This is a genomic window from Luteimonas sp. R10, assembly GCF_045689605.1.
Lineage (GTDB): Bacteria > Pseudomonadota > Gammaproteobacteria > Xanthomonadales > Xanthomonadaceae > Luteimonas.
Map to the genome: position 1 here is coordinate 2,285,545 of NZ_CP141262.1, position 25,529 is coordinate 2,311,073.

Below are 25,529 nucleotides of genomic sequence, written 5' to 3' on the forward strand. Positions count from 1 at the left end.
CGCGCATCGGGGTCCAGATCTTGGACAGGCGACCGGACTGGCGCACCTCGAACTGCGCCTCACGGCCGACCCGAATCGTCGAAGTCGATCCGGTGCCGCGGAGCGGGCCTCGGGACTTGGCGGAAGGAGGACGAAGCGGGCCGGCAGTCTGGAGCCGGCCCGCGGTGGTCCATCGTCAGGGAAGCTCGCAGGCCTCCTCCCTGCAGTTCCGGTACATGTTCATGCATTGCTCGTAGGAGAAGACGCCGTTGTTGACGCAGCGGTACAACTGCACTTCGCAGAAGTCGCAAGGCGTCGTCGACTGGGACATCGCAATGCTGGACGCGAAGAGCACGGACAAGAAAGTGGTCGTACGCAGGAGCTTCCTGATCACTGGTATTCCCTCTTGTTGACATGAGCCCGGGTGGGCCCTGCAACAGTACGCCAACGCGAATACGCCGGCCACGCCGAGGTGCTGCCGTCTCCGGCTCGCATTCTGGGATCGGTTCGGGATGACGGATCAGCCCGCGTCCACCGGCCGCCGCCTGCGCCACCACAGCAAAACCCCGGTGATGCACAGCAGCGCGGTGGCCAGCCCAGCGACGAACACCGCGATCCGCCCAGGCAGGCCGAAGGCCTTGCCGGAGTGCAGGGCGTATTGCCAGACGAAGAACAGGTCGCCGGCGCTGGTGCCGCGGTCGTGGCGCTGGCCCAGCGGGCGGCCGTCGTCCATCGCCACGTAGGTCCACAGCCGGCCCTGGTCGTCGACGTCGCGGGGATCGAAGGTGTGGACGGCATAGGCGCCCGCGCGCGGCAGGATGCGCAGGCTGTCCACGCGCGCCGCGGGCATCCGCTCCCGCACCAGGGCGATGGCCCGGTCGGCGTCGATCGTGCGCGTGGCGTCGGCGACTTCGGGCAGGGAGAAGTCCAGGCGTTCGGAGACGGGCGAGACCAGGCGCACCGCGTCGCGGCTGGCCTCGGGCCAGGCCAGGGTGACGCCGGTCAGCGACAGCACGAACGTGGGGACCAGCAGCCACATGCCCGGCGCGCGATGCCGGTCCAGGCGCCGGCGGCCGCTGCCCGGGCGGCCGGACAGGCGGAACGCATCGCGCCACGCGGCCATGCGCGGCACGGACAGCAGCGCGGCGGCCACGTGGTCGAGCAACCAGAGCAGCGACACCAGGCCGAACAGCCAGGTCACCGCCGGGCCCAGCATCAGGTCGATGTGCAGGCCATAGACCACGTCCATCAGGTGGCGGCGATCCAGCGCAAGGCGCCCCTGCTCGCGCCAGCCCAGCACGCGACCGTCGGCCGGATGGGCGAAGAGTTGAACGCTGCGGCCGTCCGGGCCTTGGCGCCCCAGCATCCACAGCGTCCGCCCCGGCGCGTTGGGCAGGTCGATCATCCACGGCCGGAAACCGGGCAGCGCCCGTTGCGCCTGCTCGATGGCGCGCTCCACCGGGACCGGCTGCGCCTCGCCGGGCACGGTCTCGCCGGTCGTGCGCAGGTCCGGGTTGAGCCAGGTGTCGAGCTCGTCGTAGAACGTGATGGCGCTGCCGGTCAGCGCCAGCAGCAGCAACCACAGCGACGCGCCCAGGCCGAACCACCGGTGCCAGGCGAGCAGGGCCTGGCGCCAGCGCGTGCGCCGGCGGCGTTGCGGCGGCGTGCGCAGGGCGCTGCTCAGAACCGCAGCGAGGCGCCGAGGCGGATGTTGCGGCCCGGCTCGTTGAGGCCGACCACGTTGCCGTAGTCGGGGATGGCGGTGTAGTCGCCCACGCTGGCATGCGCGCGGTAGGTGCGGTCGAACAGGTTGTAGACGCCGGCGAACACCTCGAAGGTGTCGGCCTGCAGGGGCTGCCAGCGGGCGAACAGGTCCACCACGGTGTAGCCCGGCTTGTCGATGAAGCGGGTCTCGGGCACGAAGCCCAGTTCGACGTCGCGGAACAGCACCTCGATGTCGTCCAGGTCCTCGACGTGGCTCACGCCCAGCTGCATGCCGAAGCGCACGCTCGGGTCCCAGCCGAGGGTGAGCTGCCAGCTGTCGCCCATGGAGTTGCCCAGCGCGATGTGCTCGTAGCCCTCGATGCGGCGGTCGTTCAAGCGCGAGTCGTAGCGGTTGTAGTACGCATCGGCCGAGAACGCGCCGCGCACGTAGCCGGCGCGCAGCTCCACGCCGTCCGAGCGGAACGTGCCGACGTTCTCGTAGTACACGGCGCCCTGCGGCGGCGGCCCGGCGTAGAGCTGGTCGAGCATCACGTCGTCGATGGTCATCCGGTAGTAGACGGCCGAGGCGCTGACGCCGTCGCGCGCGTAGGACAGGCCGATCTCGGCGTTGTCCACCTTTTCCGGCCGCAGGGTGGGCGAGAGCGTCAGACGGCCGGGGCGTTGTTCGAGGGTGAACGCGTCGCCGATCTCCTTCCCGCGGAACGCCTCGGCGTAGCCGGCGTTGAGGGTCAGGCCGGGCGCGAGCCGGTAGCTGCCGCCGGCGTTGAGGCTGACGCCGTCGCTGTCGGTGCCGCCGCCGTAGGTGGCCAGGTCGAGGTCGTAGTGGTCGTAGCGGGCGCCGAAGCTCAGCAGCAGGGGATCGGTGACCTGCCACTGGTCCTGGATGTACAGGCCGTAGAGCCTGCCCTGTTCCTCGAAATAGCCGACGGCCGGGTCCCACGCCCACGGCTGCCAGGTGGCCGGGTCCGCCAGGTACTGGCTGGACACGGTGTCGTCGCGGTGTTCGACGCCGGCGACGAGGGCATGGTTGCCGACGGTCCAGCGGCCGCGCAGGTCGAGGCCGAAGGTGTCGATGTCGGCGCCGTAGCGGCCCCAGCGGTCGAACCGGTCCTGGACGAAGGAGGAACGCGTCCAGTAGCCGGTCGCCTCGAGGTCCAGCGAATCGCTGGCCGCGAATCCGTAGTTGAGCACGGCGGTGCGCCGCTCGCCCTCCACCGGGAACAGCGGCTCGCCTGCCAGGACCGGCCAGTTGGGGCGGGCGCCGAACCGGCCTTCCTCGCGCCGGGCCTCGTAGCTGCCGGTGATGCGGTGGCCGCCGCCGAGGTCGCCGCCGATCTTCAGGAAGCCCAGGCGCTGGTCGGCACCGGTGCCGCGCAGGGCGGTGCCGTCGCCGTCCTCGTAGTCGTCGCGGTCGACCTTGACGAAGGAGCCGAGGATGCCGACGTCGCCGGTGAGGCGGCCGAACGCGGTCGTGCTGACCTTGTGCCCATCGTTGCCGAACCAGCCGGCCTTGAACAGCGCGCCGGCGTCGCGGCCGGGCTGCAGCAGGTCCACCGCGTCGCGGGTGCGGAACCGGATGGCGCCGCCGATGGCGCCGAAGCCCGAGGTGGCCTCGCCGGGGCCGGCCTGGACCTCCACGGTCTCGAGCAGTTCCGGCTCGATCGCGACCCGGCCGATGTGGTGGAACAGGGTGCCGCGCTGCGGCGCGCCGTCGACGGTGACGTTGAGCAGGGAGTCCTCCAGGCCGCGCACGTAGATCTTCTGCGCCAGGCCGACGCCGCCGCCGACCGTCACCGATGGAACGGCCCGGAACAGGTCCGCCAGGTCGTTGGCCTGGGTGCGCTCGATCTGCGCGCGGTCGAGCACTTCGTCGGTCATCGCGCCAACGACGACGACCCGGTCGAGTTCGACGGGCGACAGGGCGCCGTCAGGGTGGCCCTGGGCCACCGCCAAGGCCGGCATGGTTGCCAGGATGCCGGCAGCCAGGCGGGTGAGGGGCAGGTTCGAGGTCGCCTGGCGGCGGGAAGTGCGGCGTGCATTCAATGTCGTAGCCCCCGGATTCAAGGGCTCGGATTGTGAATGTTAATGAGAATGATTGTCAAAAACTGCCGAGGAACGGGTCAACGGGTTCGCTGGGCCCGGGCGTTTTCCTGCAGCGTTCTCATCGGGATTGGTCGCCCGCTCGCGAAGGGTCGCGACGCAAGCCGCCATCAGGCCACCTGCAGACCGCTGGCTGCCTTCAGGACGAGTTCCGCGGCCTGCCTCGAGGAGGCCGGGTTCTGGCCGGTGATCAGCAACCCGTCCTGCACGGTATGCACGCCCCAGTCGTCCGTCGAGGAGAACTCCCCGCCCTGCTCGCGAAGCACGTCCTCGAGAAGGTAGGGAACGACCTCGACCAGGTCCACGGCGGCCTCTTCCGAGTTCTTGAAGCCCGTGACCTTGCGGCCCTTCGCGATCGGATCGCCGTTCGGCGCCTTCACGTTGGTGAGGATCCCGGGCGCGTGGCAGACGAGCCCGGACCGGCTTGCCTGCCGCCAGCGCGTCCTCGATGAGCGACAGGGCATCGCGATCGTTGGTGAGATCCCAGAGGGGACCATGGCCGCCCGGAAAGAACACGGCATCGTAGTCCGCCTGGTCGACCCCGGACAGCTCGAGCGTAGCGGCAAGCGCGCGCTTCACTTCCGCGTCGGCTTCGAACCGGCGCGTGTCGTCCGTCCGGAATCCCGGCTCGTTGCTCTTCGGGTCGAGCGGCGGCTGGCCTCCCTTCGGCGAAGCCAGCGCGATCTCGGCGCCGGCATCCTTGAACGCGTAATAGGGCGCAGCCAGTTCCTCGAGCCAGAAGCCGGTCTTGCGGCCGGTCTTGCCGAGTTCGCCGTGGGACGTGAGGACCATCAGAACTTTCATGTGGCTTCTCCTGCGGTGGGCGGTGAGCGATATCCTTGCTGCAACGCCCGCGCCGGTGTTGCCCCAAGCTCCCCGATCCTTGCCTGATTGATGGTCCGGTGTCGTCCGGGCTGGCCGCGCGGCCCGCTGCTCCTGCGGATTTCCGGCCGATGCCGTGCATGTCCACGGGACCAGGCGGCTCGCCGATTGTTGGGCGCAGGGGCCGTTGCTAGTCTAGTTCGAGCATCCGGACCGGCAGGCGACGACATGGACAGGCGACAATTCATCGGAAGCGCGGCGCTGGCGGCCTTGTCGCTGCCGCTCGCCGGCGGGCGCGGCGCGATGGCGGCCCCGCGCGGGCGACTGCTGCCGGTGCCGCTCGACAAGGGCGACACCGTCGCACTGGTCAGTCCGTCATCGGCCGTCCACGACACGTTCGACCTGCAGCTTGCCCGGGAGGTCATGGAGGCGCTGGGCTTCGAAGTCAGGACCGGGGCGCATTACGCGGCGAGGCGGGGGCACCTCGCAGGCACCGACGCCGGCCGCGCCGGCGACATCAATGCGATGTTCGCCGACCGCGAGGTCAAGGCCGTCATCTGCGTGCGCGGCGGCTCCGGCGCGGCGCGCCTGTTGCCGCTGCTCGACTACGACGCGATCCGGGCCAATCCCAAGGTGCTGCTCGGCTATTCCGATGTCACCGCCCTGCACAACGCCATCCATGCGCAGACCGGCCTGGTCACCTTCCATGGGCCCAACGGGTCGGGCAGCTGGAACCGCTTCAATGCCGACCAGTTCCGGCGCGTGTTCTTCGATCGCGAGCTGATGCAGTACCGGAACGTGGTCGACGCCGGCGACGAACTGGTGCAGCGCCGCAACCGCACCGTCACCATCACCGGCGGGAAGGCGCGCGGCGAACTGGTGGGCGGCAACCTGACCGTGCTGACGGCCGTGGCCGGATCGCCGTACCTGCCGGATTTCAACGGCAAGATCCTGTTCCTGGAGGACGTGTCGGAGGCGCCGTACCGCGTCGACCGCATGTTGAGCACGTTGAAACTGATGGGCGCGCTGGACAGGATCGCCGGCTTCATCTTCGGCGAGTGCACCGATTGCGACCCCGGGGAGGGATATGGATCGCTGACGCTGGAGCAGATCCTCGACGACCACATCCGGCCGTTGAACATCCCCGCCTACCGCGGCGCGATGATCGGGCACATCCGGCAGCAGTTCATCGTGCCCGTGGGCGGCAGGGTGGAGATGGACGCGGACGCCGGGACCTTCCGCTTGCTGGAGCCGGTGTTCCAGGGCTGATCCGCCGACAGCGGGGCGGGGTGGATCGACCTCGCCAGGCCGGAACGCGACGGGGCTGAACGTTCCTGTGCTAATGTCCGCGCGGAGCGGCGCAGGGGGAAACATGTCGAATCTGCTCGATCTGATGAGGAAACTCAGCAGCGACGCCGCGCTGGCTGCGGAGTACGAGAAGGACCCGGAGACGGTGCTGCGGCGTGCCGGGCTGTCGGACGATGAGCGCCAGGCGATGCTGGGCAAGGACTACGCAGCGATCAAGCGGCTCACCGGACTGGCGGACGGAAAATTCGCCACCAACCACATCATCCAGGCCTACGACGAATAACTCGCTCCCTGACGCCAGGCGCCAGCCCATGATCCGGTGGATGCACATCACGCTGCTGCTGCTGGCTTTCGCCGGCGCGCCAGCGTTGGCGGCCGACGGGCTGGAGGCGCAGGTCCAGCAGATCGAGCGGCTGGCGGTGAGCGCGCACTGGCGGGAATCGAACGCGAAGATCGAAGCGCTATCGTCGCGGCTGGATGCGCTTACGCCGGAGCAGCGCCACCGTGTCGCGCTCGTGCGCCTGCGCAACCTCGGGCTCGCCGGCGACGCACGTGCCGCGCTGGAGGGCCTGGCCGATCTGCTGCAACAGGACCTGCCCACGGCGTTGCGTATTCGCGTCTATGCCACCGCCATCAGCATCGCGGCCAACACCGAGGACTGGCCGCTGGCGTTCGGCTGGTTGAGCGAGAGCCTGTCGTACCTGCCCGAGGCCCCTGACGAATCGGCCAAGCTGCTCGGAGTCGCCAGCTACCTGCACACGCTCGTGGGCGAGACTGGGAAGGCGCGGGAACTGGCGCTGCGCGCGCTCCGCGAGATCGAATCCGGCAACGACCCCAGAACGTTGTGTCGGGCCCTCGCCGACGTGGCGCTGGCCGAGGACCATGCGCACAACTTCCGCGAAGCGGAAGGCTGGCGACGTCGCCAGATCGACGCATGCGAGCGCGCCGGCGACCTCATCTTCGTCGCCAACGGCAAGTACGGCGTCGGCAAGATGGCGGCCAGGCAGGGTCGCCATGCCGAGGCGCTGGCCTGGGCCCGCCAGGCGCTCGGGGAGTTCGAGGACGTAGGCTTCGCGGCCGGCGCATGGAGCGCGAGACTGGTGGTTGCCGAAAGCCTGATCGAGTCGAACCGCGAGCTCGACGAGGCGCACGCGCTGCTGACCGATACGCTGCGCTACTACCGCGAACAGGGATCCGACCTGGCCATTGCCGAGACCAAGCGCCTGCTCGCCCGGCTGGCGGAACGGCGCGGCGACCTGGCCGCGGCGCTCGCCCACTTCAAGCAGGCCATGGCGGCCTCGGAAGCCGCCGAACGCGATGCGCGCGAGCGTCGCCTGGCCTACCTGCAGATCGAGTTCGATACCCGGCTGAAGGAACAGCAGATCGCCCTGCTCGAGGCCGAAAACGAACTGGCCGCGCTGCAGGCCGCCGCGACGCGGCGCTGGCAACTGCTGCTCGGCGTGGGCTCGTTCGGGTTGCTGGTCACCGCTCTCTCGCTGTTGGGGTTGTTGCGCTACTCGTTCCGCGAGCGTCGCCGCTACCGCTGGCAGTCCGAGCACGACAGCCTGACCCGTCTGTACAACTACCAGCAGGTGCGCAAGCTCGGCGAAGCGGCGTTCGCGCACGCGCGCGATACGGGGCGGCCGTTCACCGCGATCGTCGCCGACATCGACCTGTTCAAGCAGGTCAACGATCGCCATGGCCACGCCGCCGGTGACGAGGCGCTGCGTTCGCTCGGCAACTGGATCAGCGAGGCAGTCGACGGACATGGCATCGCCGGGCGCAGTGGCGGCGACGAGTTCACGATCCTGCTCGATACGGACGCAGCCGAAGCCGAGGCATTGCTGCAGCGCCTGCGCGACCGGATCGAGCCGATCACCGTGTTCGGACATACCTTCAGCATCAATATCAGCTCGGGCGTATGCCAGGCCGACGGCCGCGCCGCCACGCTGGAACAACTGATCCACCAGGCCGACCAGGCCTTGTATCGCGCCAAGCACGAAGGGCGCGACCGCGTGGTCTGCGCGAGCGACGATGTCGTCGTTGCGCCGGAGTCGGTCGCGGGCCTGGTGGTGGTCGGCAGCGGCATCGAGTTCGGCCGCCACGTCAGCGAGCGCGCGCTGTCGGAAATTCGCGAGGCCCAGGTGGTGTTCTGCCTGGCCGATCCGTTCGCGCTGGCGATGATCGGCAGCTTCCGCCCCGATGCGATCAACCTTGGCCTCCACTACGCCGTCGGCAAGGACCGGCGCCAGACCTACCGCGAGATCGACGCGGCGATCATGGCCGAGGTGCGTGCCGGCAAACGGGTATGCGCGGTGTTCTACGGCCACCCGGGCGTGTTCGCCGACGTGCCGCACCGGGTGGTGCGCAAGGCGCGGGAAGAAGGCATCCAGGCGCGCATGGAACCCGGAATTTCCGCCGAGGCCTGCCTGTACGCCGACCTCGGCATCGACCCCGGACATCGCGGCGTGCAGTCGATGGAGGCAACGCAGTTCCTGGTCCACGACCGCCGCCCCGACACCGCCGGCCTGGTGCTGCTGTGGCAGGTGGCGCTCGCGGGGGACCTGTCGTGCACCCGCTTCCATGCCGAGCGCGAAGGGCTGCAGGCCCTGGTCGACAAGCTGCTGCGCTGGTACCCGCCGGAACACGAGGTGATCCTCTACGAGGCGGCAAGGCTTCCGATCGAAACTCCGCGTGCCGAGCGGCTGCCGCTGCGCGACCTGCCGACGGCGCGCTACGAGGAATACACCACGCTCGTCATCCCGTCGCTCGATAGCCCGGCGGAGGAGGAGCGCGGGGGGAACGGCCCAGGTTGAGCGCCGCCTCCAGCGCGGCACCGCCAGCCGCAGATCGCTTTCCCGCATCATGAGCTCCCGGGCGGCCGAGGCGGCGAGCCTGCTGGCTTCGCGCACGGAAGAATGGAAACAGGGGCGTCGAGCGTTCGTCCGCGCGCAGCGGAGAACCGGAAAAAGAAAAGGACGGAGCCGCCTCCGTCCCACTCTCACGTTATAGCCCGCACAGGGGCTTGCGGCAAGGCCCGCGTCGTGGTGCAGAGTCGCCGCTCGACGCAGCAGCCTGCCGGACGGGAGTGACGAAATGCATGTGCGATCGGACGAAAGAGCGCCCTTCGACGCCGACGTGATCGTGGCCGGCGCCGGCCCCACCGGCCTGATGCTGGCCAGCGAGTTGCGTCTGCACGGCGTACACGTGCTGGTGCTGGAGAAGGAGGCGAGGCCGACGCCGGTCGTGCGCTCGCTCGGCCTGCATGCGCGCAGCATCGAGATCATGGATCAGCGCGGCCTGCTGGAGCGCTTCCTCGCGCACGGCAAGCAGTACCCGGTCGGCGGTTTCTTCGCCGCCATCGACAAGCCCGCGCCCGGGCGGCTGGACACCGCGCATGCCTACGTCCTCGGCATCCCGCAGACCCTCACCGATCGCCTGCTGGCCGAGCGCGCCGCCGAACTCGGCGCAGAAATCCGCCGTGGCTGCGAGGTGGCCGGTCTGGAGCAGGACGGCCACGGGGTCACGGTCGAACTGGCCGATGGCGCGCGGTTGCGCGCGCGCCATGTCGCCGGCTGCGACGGCGGCCGCAGCACGGTGCGCAAGCTGCTTGGCGTCGACTTTCCCGGCGAACCGTCCCGGGTCGACACGCTGCTGGGCGAGATGCAGGTGGGCGTGCCGTGGGAGACGGTGGCACCGGTGATGGCCGAAATCCGCAAGACACAGAAGCGGTTCGGCCTCGGCCCTCTCGGCGACGGGGCGTATCGCGTCGTGGTCCCCGCCGCGGGCGTGGCCGGGGACCGCACGCTGCCGCCGACCCTCGACGAGTTCAAACGGCAGTTGCAAGCGGTCGCCGGCACCGACTTCGGCGTGCACTCGCCGCGCTGGCTGTCGCGCTTCGGCGACGCCACCCGGCTGGCCGAGCGCTACCGGGCCGGCCGCGTGCTGTTGGCCGGCGATGCGGCCCACATCCACCCGCCGACCGGCGGGCAGGGGCTCAACCTCGGCATCCAGGACGCGTTCAACCTCGGCTGGAAGCTGGCCGCCGAGATCGCCGGCTGGGCGCCCGAGGGGCTGCTGGACAGCTACCAGGCCGAACGCCGCCCGGTGGCCGCCGACGTGCTGGACAACACCCGCGCGCAGATGCACCTGCTGGCCACCGGGCCGGGGCCCCCAGGCCGTGCGCAGGCTGCTGTCGGAGCTGATGGACTTCGAGGACGTGAACCGGTACCTCACCGAGAAGATCATCGCGACCGCGGTCCGCTACGACTTCGGCGACGGACACGACCTGCTCGGCCGGCGGATGCGGGACATCGGGCTGGCGCGGGGACGGCTGTACGCGCTGATGTACGGCGGCCGCGGCTTGCTGCTCGACCAGACCGGCCGGCTTTCGGTGGAAGGCTGGGCGGACCGGGTCGACCATGTCGTCGACACCAGCGGCGAACTGGACGCGCCCGCGGTGCTGCTGCGGCCGGACGGCCACGTCGCCTGGGTCGGCGAGGATCGGCGGGATCTGCCGGACCCGCTGCAGAAGTGGTTCGGCGCTCCCGCCGGTTGAGGGAGGGGGCGGCAACGCCTGCCTACCGGTTCCGGGCGCAATGCGACAAACGCGGCGCCGTGGCCGTTCGGCCTTCGGCGACTAGGCCACGGATTTTTCCATTCTGGACGACTGCTCGTTGACCACTTCGAACCCGTACCATTTGCTTGCGTAGACCTTGCGAAGGGCCTGGTTGGCCGCGTCGAGCGCGAGCGTGCGCAGGTTCGGCATGCCGACGTTGTCCTTGTCGGCGAACCAGTCGACCATGGCCGATCCGGAGTGGGATCCGGGTGCGGAGATGATGTCCGCGATGAAGAACGTCGAGTCGGAACCCTCATAGGGATGCCCGTAGGCCAGCCCGGTCACCTGTCCGTCCTTGACGCATTTCACGTACACCCAGCTTTTCTTGCCGATCATCGACTGGAGGCGGAAGGCCTGCCCGATGGCGCTGAAGCTCTCGTTGTACACCTTGGGGGTGACGAAGCTTTCGAACGCATCGCGCGCCGCGTTGATTTCCTGCGAACTCGTCATTCGGGTGACTGTCGTCATCGATGTTCTCCCTGGTTCATGAACTCGCGGTGGCCGCGGCCTGCGCCGCGTTGCCGCGCTTCGCGGACATGGCGCCGCCATCCTTGCAACGATCGGAAGACGGGTGCCGTGAACCGGAGCCCGGGGCGGCGGTGCCGATCCTTGGCAGAAGCCGAGATCACGACGCATTCGTCGTCGCGAGCATGTCCGTCACCGCGCCAGGCTTCACAAGCTCTGCTTCGAAGCGTTGAAGACGGTACCGCCCGCAAGGGCATGGCCGAGGCTTCGGAGATACCCATGAATCGCTGGAACGTGCAGTTCACGCAACTTGTCCGCGGATCGCTTCCCGGGTACTGGGGCAACTGGTCCCTGGGCCGGGACATCGCGCCCGGCGCGGTCGGCAGCATCGACCCGGAAACCGGCAGCTTCCGCCTGGCCAGCGAACGGCTGCCGGGCATGACCGACGCTCATCTGGTTCGCCGCAACGCCAGTTCGGACTGGAACATGATGACCAGCCATGTCACGCGCCGCGAGGCCGCGGTGGACCTGGACGGCTCGGCGGTGGATCCGGACACGGGCACGAAGGTCAGCGCCGGGCTGCAGGTGTCGTGGACCTTCGGCCGCGCCGGCGAGATGGTTTCGCAGTGCGCGCTGGAGTCTTCGGTCACCCTGGCCGGAGCCGACGCGCTGCTGCAACAGGATCTCGACTGGCTGGTGGAGCGCGCCGCGATGAGCGGCATGGGGAGCTCGCGCGGGATCAGCCAGGGGTTCGGCGTGGTGACCCAGGTGCTGTACGCGCGCAGCGGCCTCAACGTCGGCTCGCTGTCGGAGGACAACACCTTTTCCCTCACCGGCACGGCGTCCGGGGTCAACAAGCTGTTGGGCGAGGCCAAGGGCAAGGGGTCCTTCACTTCCTCCAGTTCCTCCAAGAGCGTGGACAAGCACCTGTGGCCGAGCGAGGCGGGGGCCTTGCCCGGAGAGCCGGTACCGCTGGCATTCGCCTTCGCCTCGTTCGACGGGCGGCTGCTGCTCCCGTCCTGGATCACCCACATCGGGGCCTACCAGCTGATCCTGCGCAACAACAACTGGGGCACCTACGTCGTGAAGGCCGAGCTGTCCTACGACACGCCACGCGGCCGGCAGAAGCGCAATACCTCGGTGTCCGGCGGACTGGTCGCCAGCTTCGGCGACATCCCGCTCGACGCTTCCAACATCGACCTGGCGCTCGAGTTCGTCTCGATCGGCGCCAACGAGCGCAGGACCTTCCACTGGGACAGCCCGCGCGGGCAGTGGCTCAACGGAATCCGTCACATCGACCTGTTCGGCACATGGCCGGGGCCGACGCGCGCGGTGGACGTCGAGGCCGGCATCGCCTTGGAGTGAGCGCTGCATCGGCGGACGGCGCGCCGCCGCGTGCCGTCCGCCCGACCGCCATCCGGATTCCAGGAGTTCCGATGCATCGATTCCCACGACCACCGCCTACGGGACATGCCCGCCTGCTTGCCGGACTGCTGGCGATCTGGGGGCCCTGCCATCTCCCGGCCGCCGCCGCTGCGATTCCGGTCGTCGACGAAAGCATCCAGCCGGGCGGCGCCACGTCCCACGATGCGTCGCCGCACCCGTGGGTCGTTGCCTGGGGCGGCGACTGGATGTCGTCGCTGCCGGACGACACGCCGCTCGGCGACATCTCGATGCCGGGCACCCATGATTCCGGTGCGCGCCATGGGGGTATCGCGGTCGCCACGCAGACCTGGAGCATCGGCGACCAGCTGCGCGCGGGCATCCGCTACCTCGATATCCGGCTGCGCCGCAGCGGCCGGGACTTCGCCGTCCACCACGGCGCCTTCTACCAGCAGCTGACGTTCGCCGGCGTCATGGAGAGCGTGGCCGCCTTCCTGCGCGAGCATCCCGGGGAGACGGTGCTGATGCGAGTGAAGGAGGAATACACGCCCGCCTCCGGCAGCGAGTCGTTCGCCGCGATCTGGGAGCGCTACATGGCCAGCCACGGGCCGCTGGCGTACACCGGCGGCAGCGACGCGGTTCCCACGCTGGGCCAGGCACGGGGCAGGGTGGTGTTCCTGCGCGACCAGGCCGAGATTCCCGCTCGCTACGGGATTTCCTACGGCCGGCAGCGCATCCAGGACGCCTACGACGTCTTCTTCCTCCAGCACCGCATGCACAATGGCGACAGGATTTCCCTGCCGTCGAAGAAGGCGCTGGTGAAGGAGCAGGTCGTGCAGGCGATGCAGCGCACCGACGGCGGCAGCCTGGCGCTGAATCACCTGAGCGGGTCCGGCGGAATGGCGCCGCGGGACGTGGCGCGCTCGGTCAACGGCGAGATCCACGACTTCCTGGCCGACGTTGCGCCGGTCGCGCGCCTCGGAGTGCTGATCATGGACTTTCCCGGAGAACAGCTGCTGTATCGCATCGTGAAGTCGAACTTCCGGTTCGAAGGTCGCTGTCCGGCGCGGACTTGGCGCGTGCAAAGCGATCACAGCTGGGCCGAGTTCCGCCTTCCCGACGGCGCTGCGGTCGGACAGGTGATCGCGATCCCCGGCGGCGCCCACAACAAGTACAGGTTCCCCAAGTGCAACCGCGTGCACTGGAGCGATCTCTCGTTCCTCTGCACCGCCGGAGGCACCTGGGAACGCACCCGCGGGAGCTGGGACGCCGATGGCGCCTGTCACGGGTCCAAGGGCAGCAGTCCTCACGTGGTCGTGGGTGACCGCTGAGCGCACACGAGCCGAAGGCGCGGAGATGCGTGGACGATGGATCGCGACGCCCGCTCGATGCTGGCGTCCGGGAGCCAGCGCTTGTTGCGGCGACCGTTCCGGCACTCCCGAATCGGTGGAGTACGGACGGGTGCCGGAGTACGGATCGGGCGCAGGGGCGAACGAGAGGCCGGAAGAGACGCGCGCGCCGGGTTCGCTGGTTGGCAGCGGCTGTTGGCATCGCCGGTGCGACGGACACCGGCGATGCGCCAGGCCTTCTTCAACCCCACATCAAGGCGTGCGAGCGGCTGTGGGCGGCCGGGCGGGCGTCACCCGCCAGACGGTGTTCGACAGATCGTCGGCGACGATGAGGGCGCCGCGCGGATCCACGGTCACCCCGACCGGGCGGCCACGGGTCTTGCCGTCCTCGCCGAGGAAGCCGGTGACGAAGTCGACCGGCGGGCCGGCGGGGCGGCCGTCGCGGAACGGGACGAAGATCACCTTGTAGCCGACGGGCTCCTCGCGGTTCCAGCTGCCGTGCTCGCCGACGAACACGCCGTCCGCGAACCGGGCGCCCATCGCCGGCACGGAGAAGTCGAGGCCGAGCGCGGCGACATGCGATCCCAGGCTGTAGTCCGGAACGATCGCCGAGGCGACCTTTTCCGGATCCTGCGGGCGGACGCGCGGGTCCACGTTCTGGCCCCAGTAGCTGTAGGGCCAGCCGTAGAATCCGCCTTCGCGGACGGAGGTGAGATAGTCGGGCACCAGGTTCGGCCCGAACTCGTCGCGCTCGTTCACCACCGCCCACAGTTCGTCCGTTCCCGGCCGGACGGCAAGCGCGGTGGGATTGCGCAGCCCGGTCGCGTAGGGCTTGTGCGCGCCGGTCTTCGCGTCCACCTGCCACACCACGGCGCGGTCGACCTCGGCCGCCATCCCGCGCTCGGTGATGTTGCTGTTGGAGCCGATGCCGACGTAGAGAAAGCGCCCGTCGGGGCTCGCGGTGAGCGCCTTGGTCCAGTGGTGATTGATCTGCGACGGCAGGTCCGCGACCTTGGCCGGCGGCCCGCTGGCACGGGTCTGGCCTTCCCGGTAGTCGAATCGCACCAGTGCGTCCTGGTTGGCGACGTAGAGATTGCCGTCGACCAGTGCGAGCCCGTAGGGCGCGTTGAGATCCTCGGCGAAGACGGTCTGCTCCTCGTAGGTGCCGTCGCCGTCGCCGTCGCCGTCGCGCAACAGGGTCAGCCGGTCGCCGCTCTCGACCTGGGTGTTCCCCTTGGACTTGATGTAGCCGGCGATCACGTCCTTCGGCTTCAGGCTCGGCGCGCCGCCGCCCCGGCCTTCGGCCACCAGGATGTCGCCGTTGGGGAGGACCAGGGTCTGGCGCGGGATCTTCAGGCCGGTGGCGATGGCCGCGATCGTGTAGCCCTGTGGTACGGTCGGCAGCCGGTCGCCCCATTGCGCCGGTTTCGCGATCGTCATGCTGGGGAGCAGTCCGCGCTGCGGGTCCGGAAGCGCCGGGTCGGGGCCGTATTGCACCGGGTCCGGATCGCCGCCGCAGGCGCCGAGCAGGGCCGAAAGGCCGATGGCCGCAAGCAGGTTCGCCCGTTTCATGCGGCACCTCCCAGGCGGGAGAAGCCGATCCATGTCGCCGCGCCCGCCAGCACGACGACGACCGCCGAGAGGACGAGGCCGGCGGGCATGCTCGCCCATGCGTCCCTGGCATGAACCAGGGCGTTGACGAATCCCAGAACCCAGGTCGCCAGCAGAAGAAGGGCATAGACGAGGGGGCGCCGTTCGTGACGGCCGGCGCGGACCAGGTCGATGACGGCCCAAAGCAGCGAGCAGGCACCGAATACGAGTCCGCCGGCAATCAGCCAGGAGGCGAAGTTGCTCCATTGGATCTGGTAGCTGGAGGCGTATGCGATGTCGCTCAGCAAGGCGCCCAGGAACAGCGGCACCGCCCCCGCGAGCAGGAATGCGTGGAGCGGATGAAGCCCGTATCGGGATACCTGATTGGCAGCGACGGCCATGGCGGCTTCCTCCCTGATGTCTGTCGGGTGAGGCAGTTGCAGATGGAAATTGAGGCCGGTGTGAAGACTGGCCATCGCGAGGCTAGCAATGCGGCCGTCGTCGTCGTGCGACGACGCTTGAGTGGCGGTCTGCTCCCGCCGGCATGGCTTTCACGATCCGCTTACCCGATCTTCACTGCCGCGTCCGTGCTTCATGCTCGAATGGATGTGGATCGATTCGGGAGAGGTAATGATGATGAAGAGGCACTCGGTCGCCGTTGCCCTGGCGTGTCTGCTGCCGATCGGATCGGCGATGGCCGCGGCGGTGTATGTCAGCGGTCGCGGCCAAAGCCACGACCCCGGCATCGCGCTGGAAGATGCCCGCGCCGATGCCGTCGACAAGTGCACGGCGCAAGGGGGAGAACCCGTGGAAGAGGTGTACAACCATCTCACCCGGGCCAACCTGTGGCTTGCCGATTCGATCTGGGAATGCGAGGTGCCCTAGCAGGCGACCGGTCGACCCGGGGAGCAGGCGCTCACCCACGGTCGGGCTCGTTTCCACGGCCTTGCTTCTGCCTGCGTTCGCTGCCCTGGATCCGGTCGCCGCGCGGATCCCGCTCTTCGCCCGCTTTGTAGCCCTCCGGCCGCAGCCGCTCGTGCGCCTGCGGCTTGCCGCCGGGCCGGTTGGGATGATGAATGCGCTTGGGCGGATTGCTGTCTTTGTCGATGGTCATGACGTGCTCCTCGCGGGCCCATCCGCGTGATGCGCAGCCACCGGCCGCGGCCGGCGATATCGTTTCGAGAACGCAACCCGCGACAACCAGAAGAGAAGCAGGCCGGCTACCAGGATCTCCGGCACCTGCAGCAGGAACGAGCCCTGTAGGGCCGCTGGGAAGAGGTCCTGTTGCCCGGTGAAGAACGAGCTGGTGGCGATGTAGAGTGCGACGCACATCCGCCAGAGGTGCTGAAGGACCCGGGATCGACCCTGCAGGCCGCCGCGCGCCAGCGCCCAGGCGTCGCTCGCGGCGCCGAGGACGGCGATGCCGGAAAAGACGAAGTAGACCGCCGCCGGAACGACGAACCCGCCCTGGATCACATCCGCGCGGCCGTCCCGGGCCTCGATGCCCAGGTGCAGGCCATAGGCGGCGGTCGCGATCCCGACGGCCAGGGCAAGCCATTCCGGAACACCGGCCCCGCCGCCGGCGCGGCGCCCGACCAGCCAGCCCGAACCGACTAGGTAGCCCGTCAGCACCGCCGCCAGGGCCGAGACTCCCACGTCCCTCGCGGCGGCGATGTAGCCACCGGTGGCCGCCATCACCAGCATCGAGGTGACGAAGACGCGCCCGGCAATGCGGTGGGGAAGACTGCCTTTCGCCGCGATCATGGCCGCGGTTCCGGACAAAAGGCCGAGGGTTCCGCCGACGATGTGCACAACCAGAAGCCAAGTCATCTCCCACCCCTTTTTCCAGGCACCGTGTCGCGGCTCTTGCGCTTTGCACCGGGATGCTCGCCAACGGCGCATCGGACACGGCCCGAACCTTGATCGACGGCAAGCGCGAACGCGAGCCGTTTGCGACGGACGACGGTTCGGGCGGAACGAGTCACGAATGCGGCAGGCGGACGGCGGCGATGCACCGCAAGGACGGGCCGCGATGCGCGGGACCACGCGATGCCTTGGTCTATAGTCGGCCAATGGCGCCCGTTGCCGTTCCACCCGAACCACGAAGCGCGGTCCGCGTGCTGGGCCGGCGGCGCGTGCGGCTCGTGCTGATCACGAGCCTGGTGTTGAGCGTCCTCCTGTTGCCGAGTTGGGAGGGGCCGTGGGCCGTGCTGTTCGTTCGCCTGGTCTTCGTCGGGCTGGTCCAGCTGCTGGTGTTCGGCCTGTTCGAACGGTGGCCCGGGCGCTTGCCGCGCTGGCTGGCGCGCTGGGCGCTGCAGGTCGCGGGCGTGGCGCTGGTGGTGCCGTTGGCGGTGGCGGCCGCCTATTCGCTGACGACGTTCGGAGACGCCGTGCCCTGGCCCCGGAGCGAGGCGCGCATGGGAGGCTTCGGGATGATCACCGCGCTCGGCCTCCTGCTGACGCCGTGGATCGCGATGTCGGCGCTGTACCGCCACATCAGTGGCGAGGCGCAGCGGCAGGCGCTGACGTTCGAACTGGAACGCAGCGAGCTCGAGCGCCAGGCGCTCGATGCCCGGCTGCAGCTGCTGCAGGCGCAGGTCGAGCCGCATTTCCTGTTCAACACCCTGGCCAACGTCCGTGAACTGGTGGACTCCGGATCGCCACGGGCTTCCGACGTGCTCGGCAGCCTGATCGCCTACCTGCGCGCAGCGGTGCCGCGACTGCACGAGCCGGACGCCACGCTGGCCCAGGAAATCGACCTGGTCCGCGCCTACCTCGAAGTGATGCACATGCGCATGCCCGACCGGCTGCAGTTCACGCTCGACATCGACCCTGCGGCATCGACGCTGGCCTGCCCGCCGATGACGCTGTTGACGCTGGTCGAGAACGCCGTGCGCCACGGCATCGATCCCAGCGAGGAGGGCGGCTGCATCCAGGTCCGCGTGCGGCTGCGCGGTGGGCGCTGCCGCGCCGAGGTCATCGACACCGGCGTCGGCCTGCGGACGACCAGCGACGGGCTGGGCACCGGCCTGCCGATGCTGCGCGAGCGCCTGCAGCTGGCGTTCGGCGGCGATGCGCACCTGGGTCTTGCCGCGCTCGAACCGCACGGCGCCTGCGCCGAACTCGACTTTCCGGCGCGGCGGAGCGAGGCATGACAGGCAGGCGCCCGACCGCACTGGTCGCCGACGACGAGCCGCTGCTGCGCAAGTCGCTGACACGCCTGCTGGCGCGGGCCTGGCCGGAGCTCGAGGTGGTGGCGCAGGCACGCAACGGGCGCGAGGCGATCGACCGCTTCGAAGCGCTGCAGCCCGATGTCTGCTTCCTCGACGTGCACATGCCCGGACTGTCGGGGGTGGAGGCGGCCTGCCGGATCGGCCGCCGCGCCCATCTGGTGTTCGTCACCGCGCATGACCAGTACGCGGTGCAGGCGTTCGAACACGGCGCGCTCGACTACCTCGTGAAGCCGGTGGACCCGGTGCGCCTGGCCGACACGGTGGCGCGCTTGCAGGATCGCCTGGCGGTCGCTCGGCCGGCGCCCGGCACCGATGCGCTGCTGGAGCAACTGGCGGCGCGCCTGCTGGCCGCCACCGGCCAACAGGACGGTCCGGTACCACTGCGCTGGATCCGCGCGTCCGTTGGACAGGCGTTGCGCCTGATCCCCGTCGAGGAGATCGACTTCCTGCGTGCCGACGAGAAGTACACGCGCATCGCCTGGCGCGGCGACATGGGCGAACCGGGCGAGGCGCTGATCCGTACGCCGTTGAAGGACCTGGTGTCGCAACTCGACGGCGCGCACTTCGTGCAGGTGCACCGCTCAGCGGTGGTGAACCTGCGCGCGATCAGCCGTGTCGTCCGCGGCCCCAACGAGACGGCGCACATCCACCTGAAGGGCCGCAGCGAAGTGCTGCCCGTGAGCCGCAGCTATCTGCACCACTTTCGCCAGATGTGACCGGCGCCAACCAGGAATGGGTCCTGGCCCCGGCATCGGGCGGATGTCCATCAGGCGGTACTCCGTGCAACGATCAAGCCCGCATGTGGTCCGCCAGGAACCCTTGCACCTTTTCCGCGGCTTGCCGGTGCATCCGGTCGATCCTTTGTGCTGCGTCCACGACGACGATGTCCGGTTCGTCCATCGCCGCTTCCAGGGCGTCGAGCTGGCTGTCCAGCAGGCTGGCGGGGGCGAAGTGTCCGACCCGCGCCCGCATGCGGTCGCGGATCATCTCGCTGTCGCCGGCCAGGTGGATGAACAGCGTCGGGTAGCCCAGCTCGCGAAAGCGCTGGCGATGGGCGCGGCGCAGGCCCGAGTACGCCAGCACGCAGCTTTCGCCCTGCCGCTGCCGCTCCCGAAGCGCATCGCACATGGCGGCGATCCACGGTTCGCGCATGGCGTCGGTCAAGGGTTCGCCGCGGGCCATGCGGGCCTTGTTGGCGGGCGGGTGGAAGTCGTCGGCGTCGAGCAGGCGGAAGCCGAACTCGGTGGCCAGGCTGGCTGCCAGGGTCGATTTGCCGCAGCCGCTGACCCCCATGACGATGACCAGGACCGGACCGGGCACGCGGCGGCTCATGACGCGGGCAATCGCACGTCGATCCGGTAGGCGCGGCCGGGCTGGATGTCCCCGATGCGGTCTCCGCGCAGGGGCTCGCCGTCCACCCGCACCTGCATCCCGTCCGCGCCCGGCTGGCGGGCATAACGCACGTCGAAGCGGGCGCCGCGGAACGCGCGTTCGGCCCGGGCCGTCCGCCACTCGCGTGGCAGTTGCGGCGCCACCCGCAGGCCGCCGGGGCCGCCCTTCAGGCCGAACAGGTCCTCGATCAGGGCGCGGTACACCCAGGCCACGGTGCCGGTGTTGAACAGCTGGCTGGAACGGCCGGCGGTGCGCGGGTATTGGCGCCAGGCGCCGCGATAATAGTTGGGAATGAACACCGGCAGCTGCCCGCGCTGCAGGTAGTCGGCGTCGTCGGGGCCGCACAGCATCCGGCGCAGCAGGCGCCAGGCGCGGTCGGACTCGCCGATGGCGTAGAGGGCATGGACGTAGAACGCCGCGGCATGGTTGTAGACGGCGCCGTTTTCCGCCGAACCCGGGAACTTCTGGGTCAGGCGGCCGACGTCCTCGCGCATGCCGGTGTAGGCCGGCGCCAGCATCATCACGCCGTAGGGCGTTTCCAGCTGCGCCTCGACGGCCCGGATCATCAGCGCGCGTCGGCGCTCGTCCGCCGTGCCGGCGAGGATCGCCCAGCTCTGCGGATTGAGGTAGATGCGGCCCTCGTCGTCCTTGGAGACGCCGAACACGACGCCGTCGTCGGTGATGCCGCGGGCGTACCACTCGCCGTCCCACAGGTGGGCGTTCACCGCTGCGTTGATGTCGCCGGCCCCGGCGCGGAACTCGTCGGCGAGACCGGCATGCCCGTGGCGTTCGCAGATATCGGCCCACAGGCCGAGCGCGTGGGCGGCGGCCACGGACAGCCAGCCCGACACGCCCTTGCCCTTGTAGCCGACCATGTTCATCGGGTCGCACCAGTCGCCCTGGGCGATGTAGCTCAGGCCGCGCGCGTCGCGGGCGCCGAGCAGCCAGCGCATCGCCTTGCAGACGCGCTCGAAGGCGGTGAGCGCGTGCCCGTCCCGCCGGGCCTCGACCGGCGCGTCGAGGATGCCGTAGTCGTCGGTCTCGTCGAGGTAGGCGCGCAGGCAGACCGGCAGCCAGACGCAATGGTCGGTGTGCGGCACCTGGTTGATGTACTTCAGCTCCGCGCCCTCGACCAGCAGGATGCCGTCCGGCATCGCGCCGCTGGCTTCCTGCTGCGACAGCGCCTGCAGGAAGGCCGCGCGCGCGGTCCGCGGGTCGATGAAGCACATGCCCATGTTGTCCTGCAGGTAGTTGCGGGTCTGCGGATCGGTGGCCAGGCGGTTGACGTCGCCGTGGTAGTACACCTGCCGCGGCAGCCAGTGGTTCACGAACCGGTCCAGGTGCCGGTCCGGGGTCTCGATCCGCAGCACGCCCCGTCCGCGGGCGATGTAGGCCGCGGACGCGGACCTGGTCCGGGCGAAGCCCGGATCGGCGAAGAAGCGCTCGCGCACGCCGGCGATCTCCGCGTCGTCCCGGGCCGGGCCGAGCAGGAAGCGGTAGTCCTCGGCCTGGCCCGGTGCCAGCGCGATGCGGTACTGCAGCACCGCGGCCGGGGTTTCGTAGAGGGCGTCGCCATTGCCCAGGGCGTCGCGCCGCACGCCGTCGGGAGCGTGCAGGCCGCCTTCGCCCTCGAAGGCCTCGCGCGCGGTCTCGAACGCGGCGGGTTCGCGGTCGTGAAGGAAGTACGTCCTGTCCTTGAACTCCCGGTTCCTGAACCAGTCCTCCACTTTCTGGTACGGCGTGACGCAGGACGCGACCACGCCGCCCAGGTCCGGCCGATAACGGGCGGACTGGTTCATCCAGCTCATGTAGCCGATCGGGACGTAGGGATAGACGCTCAGCCTGCGCTGGCGGCCCGATGGATTGGCCACCCGCACCCGCCACAGCTCCGCCGCCGCGTCCTCGGGCAGGCTCACTTCCATTTCCACCCGGATACCGAGGCATTCGACCGTCCAGCGGATGTCGCTGCCGCCGACCGAGAACGCGAAGCTGTCCGGCGTCGCCCGCACCGGCTCGTAGGGCGCGGAGAAGAGCCTGCCGGTTTCCTCGTCCTTGACGTAGCAGAACCGGCCTGGATGGTGGGCGTAATAGGGCTGCTCCGGCTGCATGAAGGTCGTGGCTTCCAGGTTCGGCGCATGGGTGTAGCGCGCCGGCTCCGGCTGCATGAAGCGGGCGACGGCGAAGCCCCGGCAGTTCACCTGCATCATCATCCTGCGGTTCCACAGGAAGCCCGCCGCACGAGGCATCGCGGTCGGGCTGGTCAGCACGAAGCGTTCGCCGTCGTCGATGGACTGCAACAACATGGATTGCCTCCGTGATTTTGCGAAACGAGTTCCCACGCCGCCGAGGGATTTCAAGGTCGAGCCACGCCTGCCTTCGCAGGAGCAGCGGGCTCTTTCCGGCAGCCGGCTTCGAAGCCCCTCTCCCTCCGGGGCGATAGCGTACGGCTTGCGCGCCACTGGCGCGCGCACGCTGGAGCGACCGCGCCGCTGGCGCGGGCCGGGGAGCGGAGCGGGGGTGGGGTGAGGGTACGGCGAAGTCGCGATGGTTCGGTTCACGGCCGCTTCGCCGCACCCTCATCCGGCGCTTCGCGCCACCTTCTCCCGAGGGGAGAAGGGAAAAGCTCAAAGCCCCTCTCCCTCCGGGGAGAAGGGTTCGGGCGAGAGTACGGCGAAGTCGCAATGGTTCACGCATAAGGTGGGCCAAGGTCCGCCCTATCGCGAAGACCATAGGGTAGGCCTTGCCCCCGCCTTCATCCGCCGCCCAACGTCTTCGGCCTGCGTCATTCGCCGGCCCGCTCCCTTGCCTCGAGGTCCCGCTGGATCCGCTCGAGTTTCGCACCGTTCAGATCGTAGAACCGCAGCGCGAACATGGCGATCAGTGCGAAGGCGCCGGGCACCGCCGTCTGCAGCAGCACGATGCCGGTCTGCGACGCGCCGCTCTGGGCCTGGTTGGCGGCGTAGCCCATCGCCGCCAGCACCCATCCCACTCCGGCGGCGCCGAGCGCCCCGCCGAGCTTCTGCGAGAACGTGGCGGCGGAGAACGTCATGCCGGTCGCGCGGCGGCCCGTCTTCCACTCGTTGTAGTCGGCGGCGTCGGCGTACATCGACCAGGTCAGCGGCGACTTCGGCCCCAGCGCCAGGCTGATCAGGACATTGAGGACGAACATGGCGACGATCTCCAGCGGCATGTCCGCGCTGTCGGCCCGCGTGCCGTCGGCGCCGATCCGGGTCACGCTGACGACCTGGCCGCGGGCGTTCTCCAGCGCAAGCGCCGGGCCGCTCTCTTCCATTTCCACGCGCTTGCGGACGATCCAGAACGCATTCTCGTGGCGGGTCCAGCGGTGGCGGTCGCCCGCCTGCGCGGGCGCATCGAGCATCTCGTCCGCGTGCAGCACGACGGGCGCATCGCCGGCGATCGTCACCACGCCGTTCGAGGCCGGCGCGGGGACGAAGGCGTACAGGATCGACAGGCCTCCAACGATCGCCATGGTGGCCATCAGCAGCCGGGCCTTGTCGAACCGGCGGGTCAGGAAGGGCGTGGCGATGGCGCCCACCGCGTAGGCCGCCATCTGCAGGCCGATGTACGCCCCCATCAGGTCCGGCCGCTCGACGAAGTACTTGAAGTAGTAGGCTGCCGAACTGCCGCGCAGCACGATCGTGATCATGACGATCATGGCCAGGACGAACAGGACCACCCAGGGCCGATTCTTCAGCAGGTCGGCGATGTCCGCCAGCGGATGGGTCTTCTGCGCCGCCGGCGGCGCCATCCGCTCGCGGGTGGTCAGGAAGGTCACCAGGAGCAGCACCGTCGCCACCGCGCTGTACAACACCATGGTGAGCTGCCAGCCCCTGGCCGGATCGTCGCCGCCGAACCACGCCGCCAGGTCCGGGGTCGCGGCACCGACGATGATCCCGGTCAGGTAGGCGAAAAAGAAGCGGATGCCGAAGACGGCGCTGCGTTCGTTTCCGTCGGCGGTCAGCACGCCGGCCAGCGAGTTGTACGGGATGTTGACCAGGGTGTAGCACAGCATCATCGCGCTGTAGGTGGCGTACACCCAGAGCAGCTTGCCGGTCTCGCCCAGGTCCGGGGTGCTCATGGTCAGGATCGCCGAGCCCATCAGCGGGAGCGCCCCGAACAGGAGATACGGACGGAACTTGCCCCAGCGCGAGCGGGTGCGGTCGGCGAGGGCGCCGACGGCCGGGTCGGTGAACGCGTCGATGACCCGGGTCGCCGCGAACATCCAGGCCGCGGCCGACGCGGAAATGCCGAAGACGTCGGTATAGAAGTAGAGCAGGTACGAGCCGATGATGACCCAGTAGAAGTTGAAGCCGGCATCGCCCAGGCCGAAGCCGAGCTTCTCGCCCAGGGTGAGCCTGGCGGTCCTGTCGCTCGGCGGACGGCGGCCGTCCTTCGCCTCTTGAGTGGCTGTCACTTTCCGCTCCCCGGGCCTGTTCTTCGGCTGTCGGCCTCGATTTCGGTTAACGCTAACATGGCATGGACGTTGCGCATGCCCGGGATGGAACGCGAGGGCTCTCCCGATCCGGGGAGAGGCGCATGACGAACGGTCGTGGACCTCGCGCGAGCCGGAGTGGCACCGATGCCGATCACCCGGTCGCGACTTCCGTCGCTCCCACCAAGAGCTCCCACACAAGCGATGGTGTCTTCCGCAAGGGGATCCCGCAAAGGTGATGGCGTCTCCCTCACTGGATGTCTCCCGCACGGGTGATGGTGCCCGGGCTTCTGTGGGAGCGACGGAAGTCGCGACAGCCGCAGGTCGGACCGGCGCCGTGGCCGTCGTCCCGAAAAGCACCAGGGGCGTCTTTATCCCCCTCGAAGAACTGAAAGAGGTCGGGCAGTGCCAGGGAGGCGGGTGCCGGCGCCGCTGGACGGCTCCGGGGCACGGTGGCACGATCGCGCAGATGACCAGCAGGCCCGCCGCAGCGCCGCATCTGCGCGACCTTGCGCGGCTGCGACGCGTTCGCGACCGGATCGACCGGGAGTACGCGCAGCCCCTGGACGTCGAGGCGCTCGCCCGCGGCGTGCACATGTCGGCCGGCCACCTCAGCCGCCAGTTCCGGCTCGCCTACGGCGAATCGACCTACAGCTATCTGATGACCCGGCGCATCGAGCGTGCGATGGCGCTGCTGCGGCATGGCGACCTCAGCGTGACCGACGTCTGTTTCGCGGTCGGCTGTGCGTCGCTAGGCACTTTCAGCACCCGCTTCGCCGAACTGGTCGGCGTGCCGCCCAGCGTCTACCGCCGCCAGGCGGCGCGCGCCACGGCAGGTATGCCGGCGTGCGTGGCCAAGCAGGTGACCAGGCCGGTCAGGCACCGGGGGGCGCCGGCCGCCGAGCCGGACCTGGCATGACGGCCCGGTCCGCGCCGAGCCCGGCTGCCATGGACATGGCCGTCCGCCGGCTTCCTCCAGCACAGCGCCGACCCTGGCGGTCGTCGCGACCAAGTGCGTCGGCGGGATGCGCTGCGACGTGCCCGGGCCGGACGTGCGCAAATCGGCGGAATGGTGAGCATCGTCCGGCTTCTTTCTGTTCTTCGAGAAGCAA

At 69.5% G+C, this 25,529-nt stretch carries 20 protein-coding genes and 4 pseudogenes; 11 read left to right on the plus strand and 13 right to left on the minus strand.

The annotated features are described in order from the left end of the window. Positions 1-175: 175 nt before the first annotated feature. The 4 genes and pseudogenes from U3649_RS09875 to U3649_RS09890 all read right to left on the minus strand — a co-directional run bounded on the left by U3649_RS09875 (position 176) and on the right by U3649_RS09890 (position 4,608). Positions 176-310: a hypothetical protein gene (locus U3649_RS09875; RefSeq protein ID WP_407351169.1), complete on the minus strand. Its 135-nt coding sequence runs from the start codon at positions 308-310 to the stop codon at positions 176-178. A 189-nt stretch (positions 311-499) separates the two neighbouring features. Then, positions 500-1,663: a PepSY-associated TM helix domain-containing protein gene (locus U3649_RS09880; protein WP_407354588.1), complete on the minus strand. Its 1,164-nt coding sequence runs from the start codon at positions 1,661-1,663 to the stop codon at positions 500-502. Next, positions 1,660-3,666 carry a TonB-dependent receptor gene (locus U3649_RS09885; RefSeq protein ID WP_407351170.1) on the minus strand — a complete coding sequence of 669 codons (2,007 nt, stop codon included), beginning with the start codon at positions 3,664-3,666 and terminating at the stop codon, positions 1,660-1,662. Before U3649_RS09885 ends, U3649_RS09880 begins: the two co-directional genes overlap by 4 nt. 248 nt (positions 3,667-3,914) lie before the next feature. Then, positions 3,915-4,608 (minus strand): annotated as a pseudogene (locus tag U3649_RS09890) (type 1 glutamine amidotransferase domain-containing protein). A gap of 246 nt (positions 4,609-4,854) precedes the next feature. On the opposite strand from U3649_RS09890, the gene U3649_RS09895 reads away from it, so the two are divergent. The 5 genes and pseudogenes from U3649_RS09895 to U3649_RS09915 all read left to right on the plus strand — a co-directional run bounded on the left by U3649_RS09895 (position 4,855) and on the right by U3649_RS09915 (position 10,492). After that, positions 4,855-5,895, plus strand: a complete 1,041-nt coding sequence (locus U3649_RS09895) for an LD-carboxypeptidase (protein WP_407351171.1) — start codon at positions 4,855-4,857, stop codon at positions 5,893-5,895. A 103-nt stretch (positions 5,896-5,998) separates the two neighbouring features. Then, on the plus strand, positions 5,999-6,217 hold the full coding sequence (locus tag U3649_RS09900; protein WP_407351172.1) for a hypothetical protein: 219 nt from the start codon (positions 5,999-6,001) through the stop codon (positions 6,215-6,217). Positions 6,218-6,257: 40 nt separating this feature from the next. Continuing rightward, the gene (locus U3649_RS09905) at positions 6,258-8,750 is read left to right on the plus strand and encodes a diguanylate cyclase (protein ID WP_407351173.1); all 2,493 of its coding nucleotides are present in this window, start codon (positions 6,258-6,260) and stop codon (positions 8,748-8,750) included. A 355-nt stretch (positions 8,751-9,105) separates the two neighbouring features. Next, positions 9,106-10,008 (plus strand): annotated as a pseudogene (locus U3649_RS09910) (FAD-dependent monooxygenase); the annotation flags it as partial. Between the two features lie 106 nt (positions 10,009-10,114). Continuing rightward, positions 10,115-10,492, plus strand: coding sequence for a hypothetical protein (locus U3649_RS09915; protein WP_407351174.1), 378 nt, complete (start codon positions 10,115-10,117; stop codon positions 10,490-10,492). An 81-nt stretch (positions 10,493-10,573) separates the two neighbouring features. Here the strand turns inward: U3649_RS09915 and U3649_RS09920 are convergent, their stop codons facing one another. Continuing rightward, complete coding sequence (locus U3649_RS09920; protein ID WP_407351175.1) at positions 10,574-11,020, minus strand: hypothetical protein; 447 nt, start codon at positions 11,018-11,020, stop codon at positions 10,574-10,576. Between the two features lie 276 nt (positions 11,021-11,296). On the opposite strand from U3649_RS09920, the gene U3649_RS09925 reads away from it, so the two are divergent. Both U3649_RS09925 and U3649_RS09930 read left to right on the plus strand, forming a co-directional pair. Beyond that, on the plus strand, positions 11,297-12,382 hold the full coding sequence (locus tag U3649_RS09925) for a hypothetical protein (RefSeq protein ID WP_407351176.1): 1,086 nt from the start codon (positions 11,297-11,299) through the stop codon (positions 12,380-12,382). 71 nt (positions 12,383-12,453) lie between these two features. Then, positions 12,454-13,731 (plus strand): phosphatidylinositol-specific phospholipase C, encoded by a 1,278-nt coding sequence (locus U3649_RS09930; RefSeq protein WP_407351177.1) that lies wholly within the window; start codon positions 12,454-12,456, stop codon positions 13,729-13,731. A gap of 270 nt (positions 13,732-14,001) precedes the next feature. Here the strand turns inward: U3649_RS09930 and U3649_RS09935 are convergent, their stop codons facing one another. Continuing rightward, positions 14,002-15,321, minus strand: a complete 1,320-nt coding sequence (locus U3649_RS09935) for a PQQ-dependent sugar dehydrogenase (protein WP_407351178.1) — start codon at positions 15,319-15,321, stop codon at positions 14,002-14,004. After that, positions 15,318-15,740 (minus strand): DUF2231 domain-containing protein, encoded by a 423-nt coding sequence (locus U3649_RS09940; protein ID WP_407354589.1) that lies wholly within the window; start codon positions 15,738-15,740, stop codon positions 15,318-15,320. The genes U3649_RS09935 and U3649_RS09940 overlap by 4 nt, the downstream gene beginning before the upstream one ends. A 193-nt stretch (positions 15,741-15,933) precedes the next feature. Here U3649_RS09940 and U3649_RS09945 point away from each other — a divergent pair, with 193 nt between their 5' ends. After that, positions 15,934-16,224 (plus strand): hypothetical protein, encoded by a 291-nt coding sequence (locus U3649_RS09945; RefSeq protein WP_407351179.1) that lies wholly within the window; start codon positions 15,934-15,936, stop codon positions 16,222-16,224. Between the two features lie 31 nt (positions 16,225-16,255). On the opposite strand, the gene U3649_RS09950 is transcribed toward U3649_RS09945, so the two are convergent. Beyond that, positions 16,256-16,453, minus strand: coding sequence for a hypothetical protein (locus U3649_RS09950; RefSeq protein WP_407351180.1), 198 nt, complete (start codon positions 16,451-16,453; stop codon positions 16,256-16,258). Then, positions 16,450-17,169: a hypothetical protein gene (locus tag U3649_RS09955; RefSeq protein WP_407351181.1), complete on the minus strand. Its 720-nt coding sequence runs from the start codon at positions 17,167-17,169 to the stop codon at positions 16,450-16,452. Before U3649_RS09955 ends, U3649_RS09950 begins: the two co-directional genes overlap by 4 nt. Positions 17,170-17,501: 332 nt before the next feature. On the opposite strand from U3649_RS09955, the gene U3649_RS09960 reads away from it, so the two are divergent. Both U3649_RS09960 and U3649_RS09965 read left to right on the plus strand, forming a co-directional pair. Continuing rightward, positions 17,502-18,494 carry a sensor histidine kinase gene (locus U3649_RS09960; RefSeq protein WP_407351182.1) on the plus strand — a complete coding sequence of 331 codons (993 nt, stop codon included), beginning with the start codon at positions 17,502-17,504 and terminating at the stop codon, positions 18,492-18,494. Beyond that, complete coding sequence (locus U3649_RS09965) at positions 18,491-19,288, plus strand: LytR/AlgR family response regulator transcription factor (RefSeq protein ID WP_407351183.1); 798 nt, start codon at positions 18,491-18,493, stop codon at positions 19,286-19,288. Before U3649_RS09960 ends, U3649_RS09965 begins: the two co-directional genes overlap by 4 nt. 73 nt (positions 19,289-19,361) lie before the next feature. Here the strand turns inward: U3649_RS09965 and U3649_RS09970 are convergent, their stop codons facing one another. From U3649_RS09970 to U3649_RS09985, 4 genes and pseudogenes are all read right to left on the minus strand, one after another. Further along, complete coding sequence (locus tag U3649_RS09970) at positions 19,362-19,892, minus strand: gluconokinase (protein ID WP_407351184.1); 531 nt, start codon at positions 19,890-19,892, stop codon at positions 19,362-19,364. Between the two features lie 8 nt (positions 19,893-19,900). Next, the gene (locus tag U3649_RS09975) at positions 19,901-22,267 is read right to left on the minus strand and encodes a GH36-type glycosyl hydrolase domain-containing protein (RefSeq protein WP_407351185.1); all 2,367 of its coding nucleotides are present in this window, start codon (positions 22,265-22,267) and stop codon (positions 19,901-19,903) included. Between the two features lie 479 nt (positions 22,268-22,746). Next, positions 22,747-23,136, minus strand: a pseudogene (locus U3649_RS09980) (MFS transporter); the annotation flags it as partial. Positions 23,137-23,391: 255 nt separating this feature from the next. Continuing rightward, positions 23,392-24,876, minus strand: a pseudogene (locus U3649_RS09985) (MFS transporter); the annotation flags it as partial. A 10-nt stretch (positions 24,877-24,886) separates the two neighbouring features. Between U3649_RS09985 and U3649_RS09990 the strand changes: the two are divergent. Further along, entirely contained in the window at positions 24,887-25,336 is a 450-nt protein-coding gene (locus U3649_RS09990; RefSeq protein WP_407351186.1) for a helix-turn-helix transcriptional regulator, read from the plus strand. Positions 25,337-25,529 lie beyond the last annotated feature (193 nt).

What these genes read in the sequence shown, in the direction of transcription:
- U3649_RS09875 (WP_407351169.1), bottom strand. Translation starts at nt 310, where the DNA reads ATGTCCCAGTCGACGACGCCTTGCGACTTCTGCGAAGTGCAGTTGTAC.
- U3649_RS09885 (WP_407351170.1), bottom strand. Translation starts at nt 3,666, where the DNA reads ATGCCGGCCTTGGCGGTGGCCCAGGGCCACCCTGACGGCGCCCTGTCG.
- U3649_RS09895 (WP_407351171.1), top strand. Translation starts at nt 4,855, where the DNA reads ATGGACAGGCGACAATTCATCGGAAGCGCGGCGCTGGCGGCCTTGTCG.
- U3649_RS09900 (WP_407351172.1), top strand. Translation starts at nt 5,999, where the DNA reads ATGTCGAATCTGCTCGATCTGATGAGGAAACTCAGCAGCGACGCCGCG.
- U3649_RS09905 (WP_407351173.1), top strand. Translation starts at nt 6,258, where the DNA reads ATGCACATCACGCTGCTGCTGCTGGCTTTCGCCGGCGCGCCAGCGTTG.
- U3649_RS09920 (WP_407351175.1), bottom strand. Translation starts at nt 11,020, where the DNA reads ATGACGACAGTCACCCGAATGACGAGTTCGCAGGAAATCAACGCGGCG.
- U3649_RS09925 (WP_407351176.1), top strand. Translation starts at nt 11,297, where the DNA reads ATGAATCGCTGGAACGTGCAGTTCACGCAACTTGTCCGCGGATCGCTT.
- U3649_RS09930 (WP_407351177.1), top strand. Translation starts at nt 12,454, where the DNA reads ATGCATCGATTCCCACGACCACCGCCTACGGGACATGCCCGCCTGCTT.
- U3649_RS09935 (WP_407351178.1), bottom strand. Translation starts at nt 15,321, where the DNA reads ATGAAACGGGCGAACCTGCTTGCGGCCATCGGCCTTTCGGCCCTGCTC.
- U3649_RS09940 (WP_407354589.1), bottom strand. Translation starts at nt 15,740, where the DNA reads ATGGCCGTCGCTGCCAATCAGGTATCCCGATACGGGCTTCATCCGCTC.
- U3649_RS09945 (WP_407351179.1), top strand. Translation starts at nt 15,934, where the DNA reads ATGCTCGAATGGATGTGGATCGATTCGGGAGAGGTAATGATGATGAAG.
- U3649_RS09950 (WP_407351180.1), bottom strand. Translation starts at nt 16,453, where the DNA reads ATGACCATCGACAAAGACAGCAATCCGCCCAAGCGCATTCATCATCCC.
- U3649_RS09955 (WP_407351181.1), bottom strand. Translation starts at nt 17,169, where the DNA reads ATGACTTGGCTTCTGGTTGTGCACATCGTCGGCGGAACCCTCGGCCTT.
- U3649_RS09965 (WP_407351183.1), top strand. Translation starts at nt 18,491, where the DNA reads ATGACAGGCAGGCGCCCGACCGCACTGGTCGCCGACGACGAGCCGCTG.
- U3649_RS09975 (WP_407351185.1), bottom strand. Translation starts at nt 22,267, where the DNA reads ATGTTGTTGCAGTCCATCGACGACGGCGAACGCTTCGTGCTGACCAGC.
- U3649_RS09990 (WP_407351186.1), top strand. Translation starts at nt 24,887, where the DNA reads ATGACCAGCAGGCCCGCCGCAGCGCCGCATCTGCGCGACCTTGCGCGG.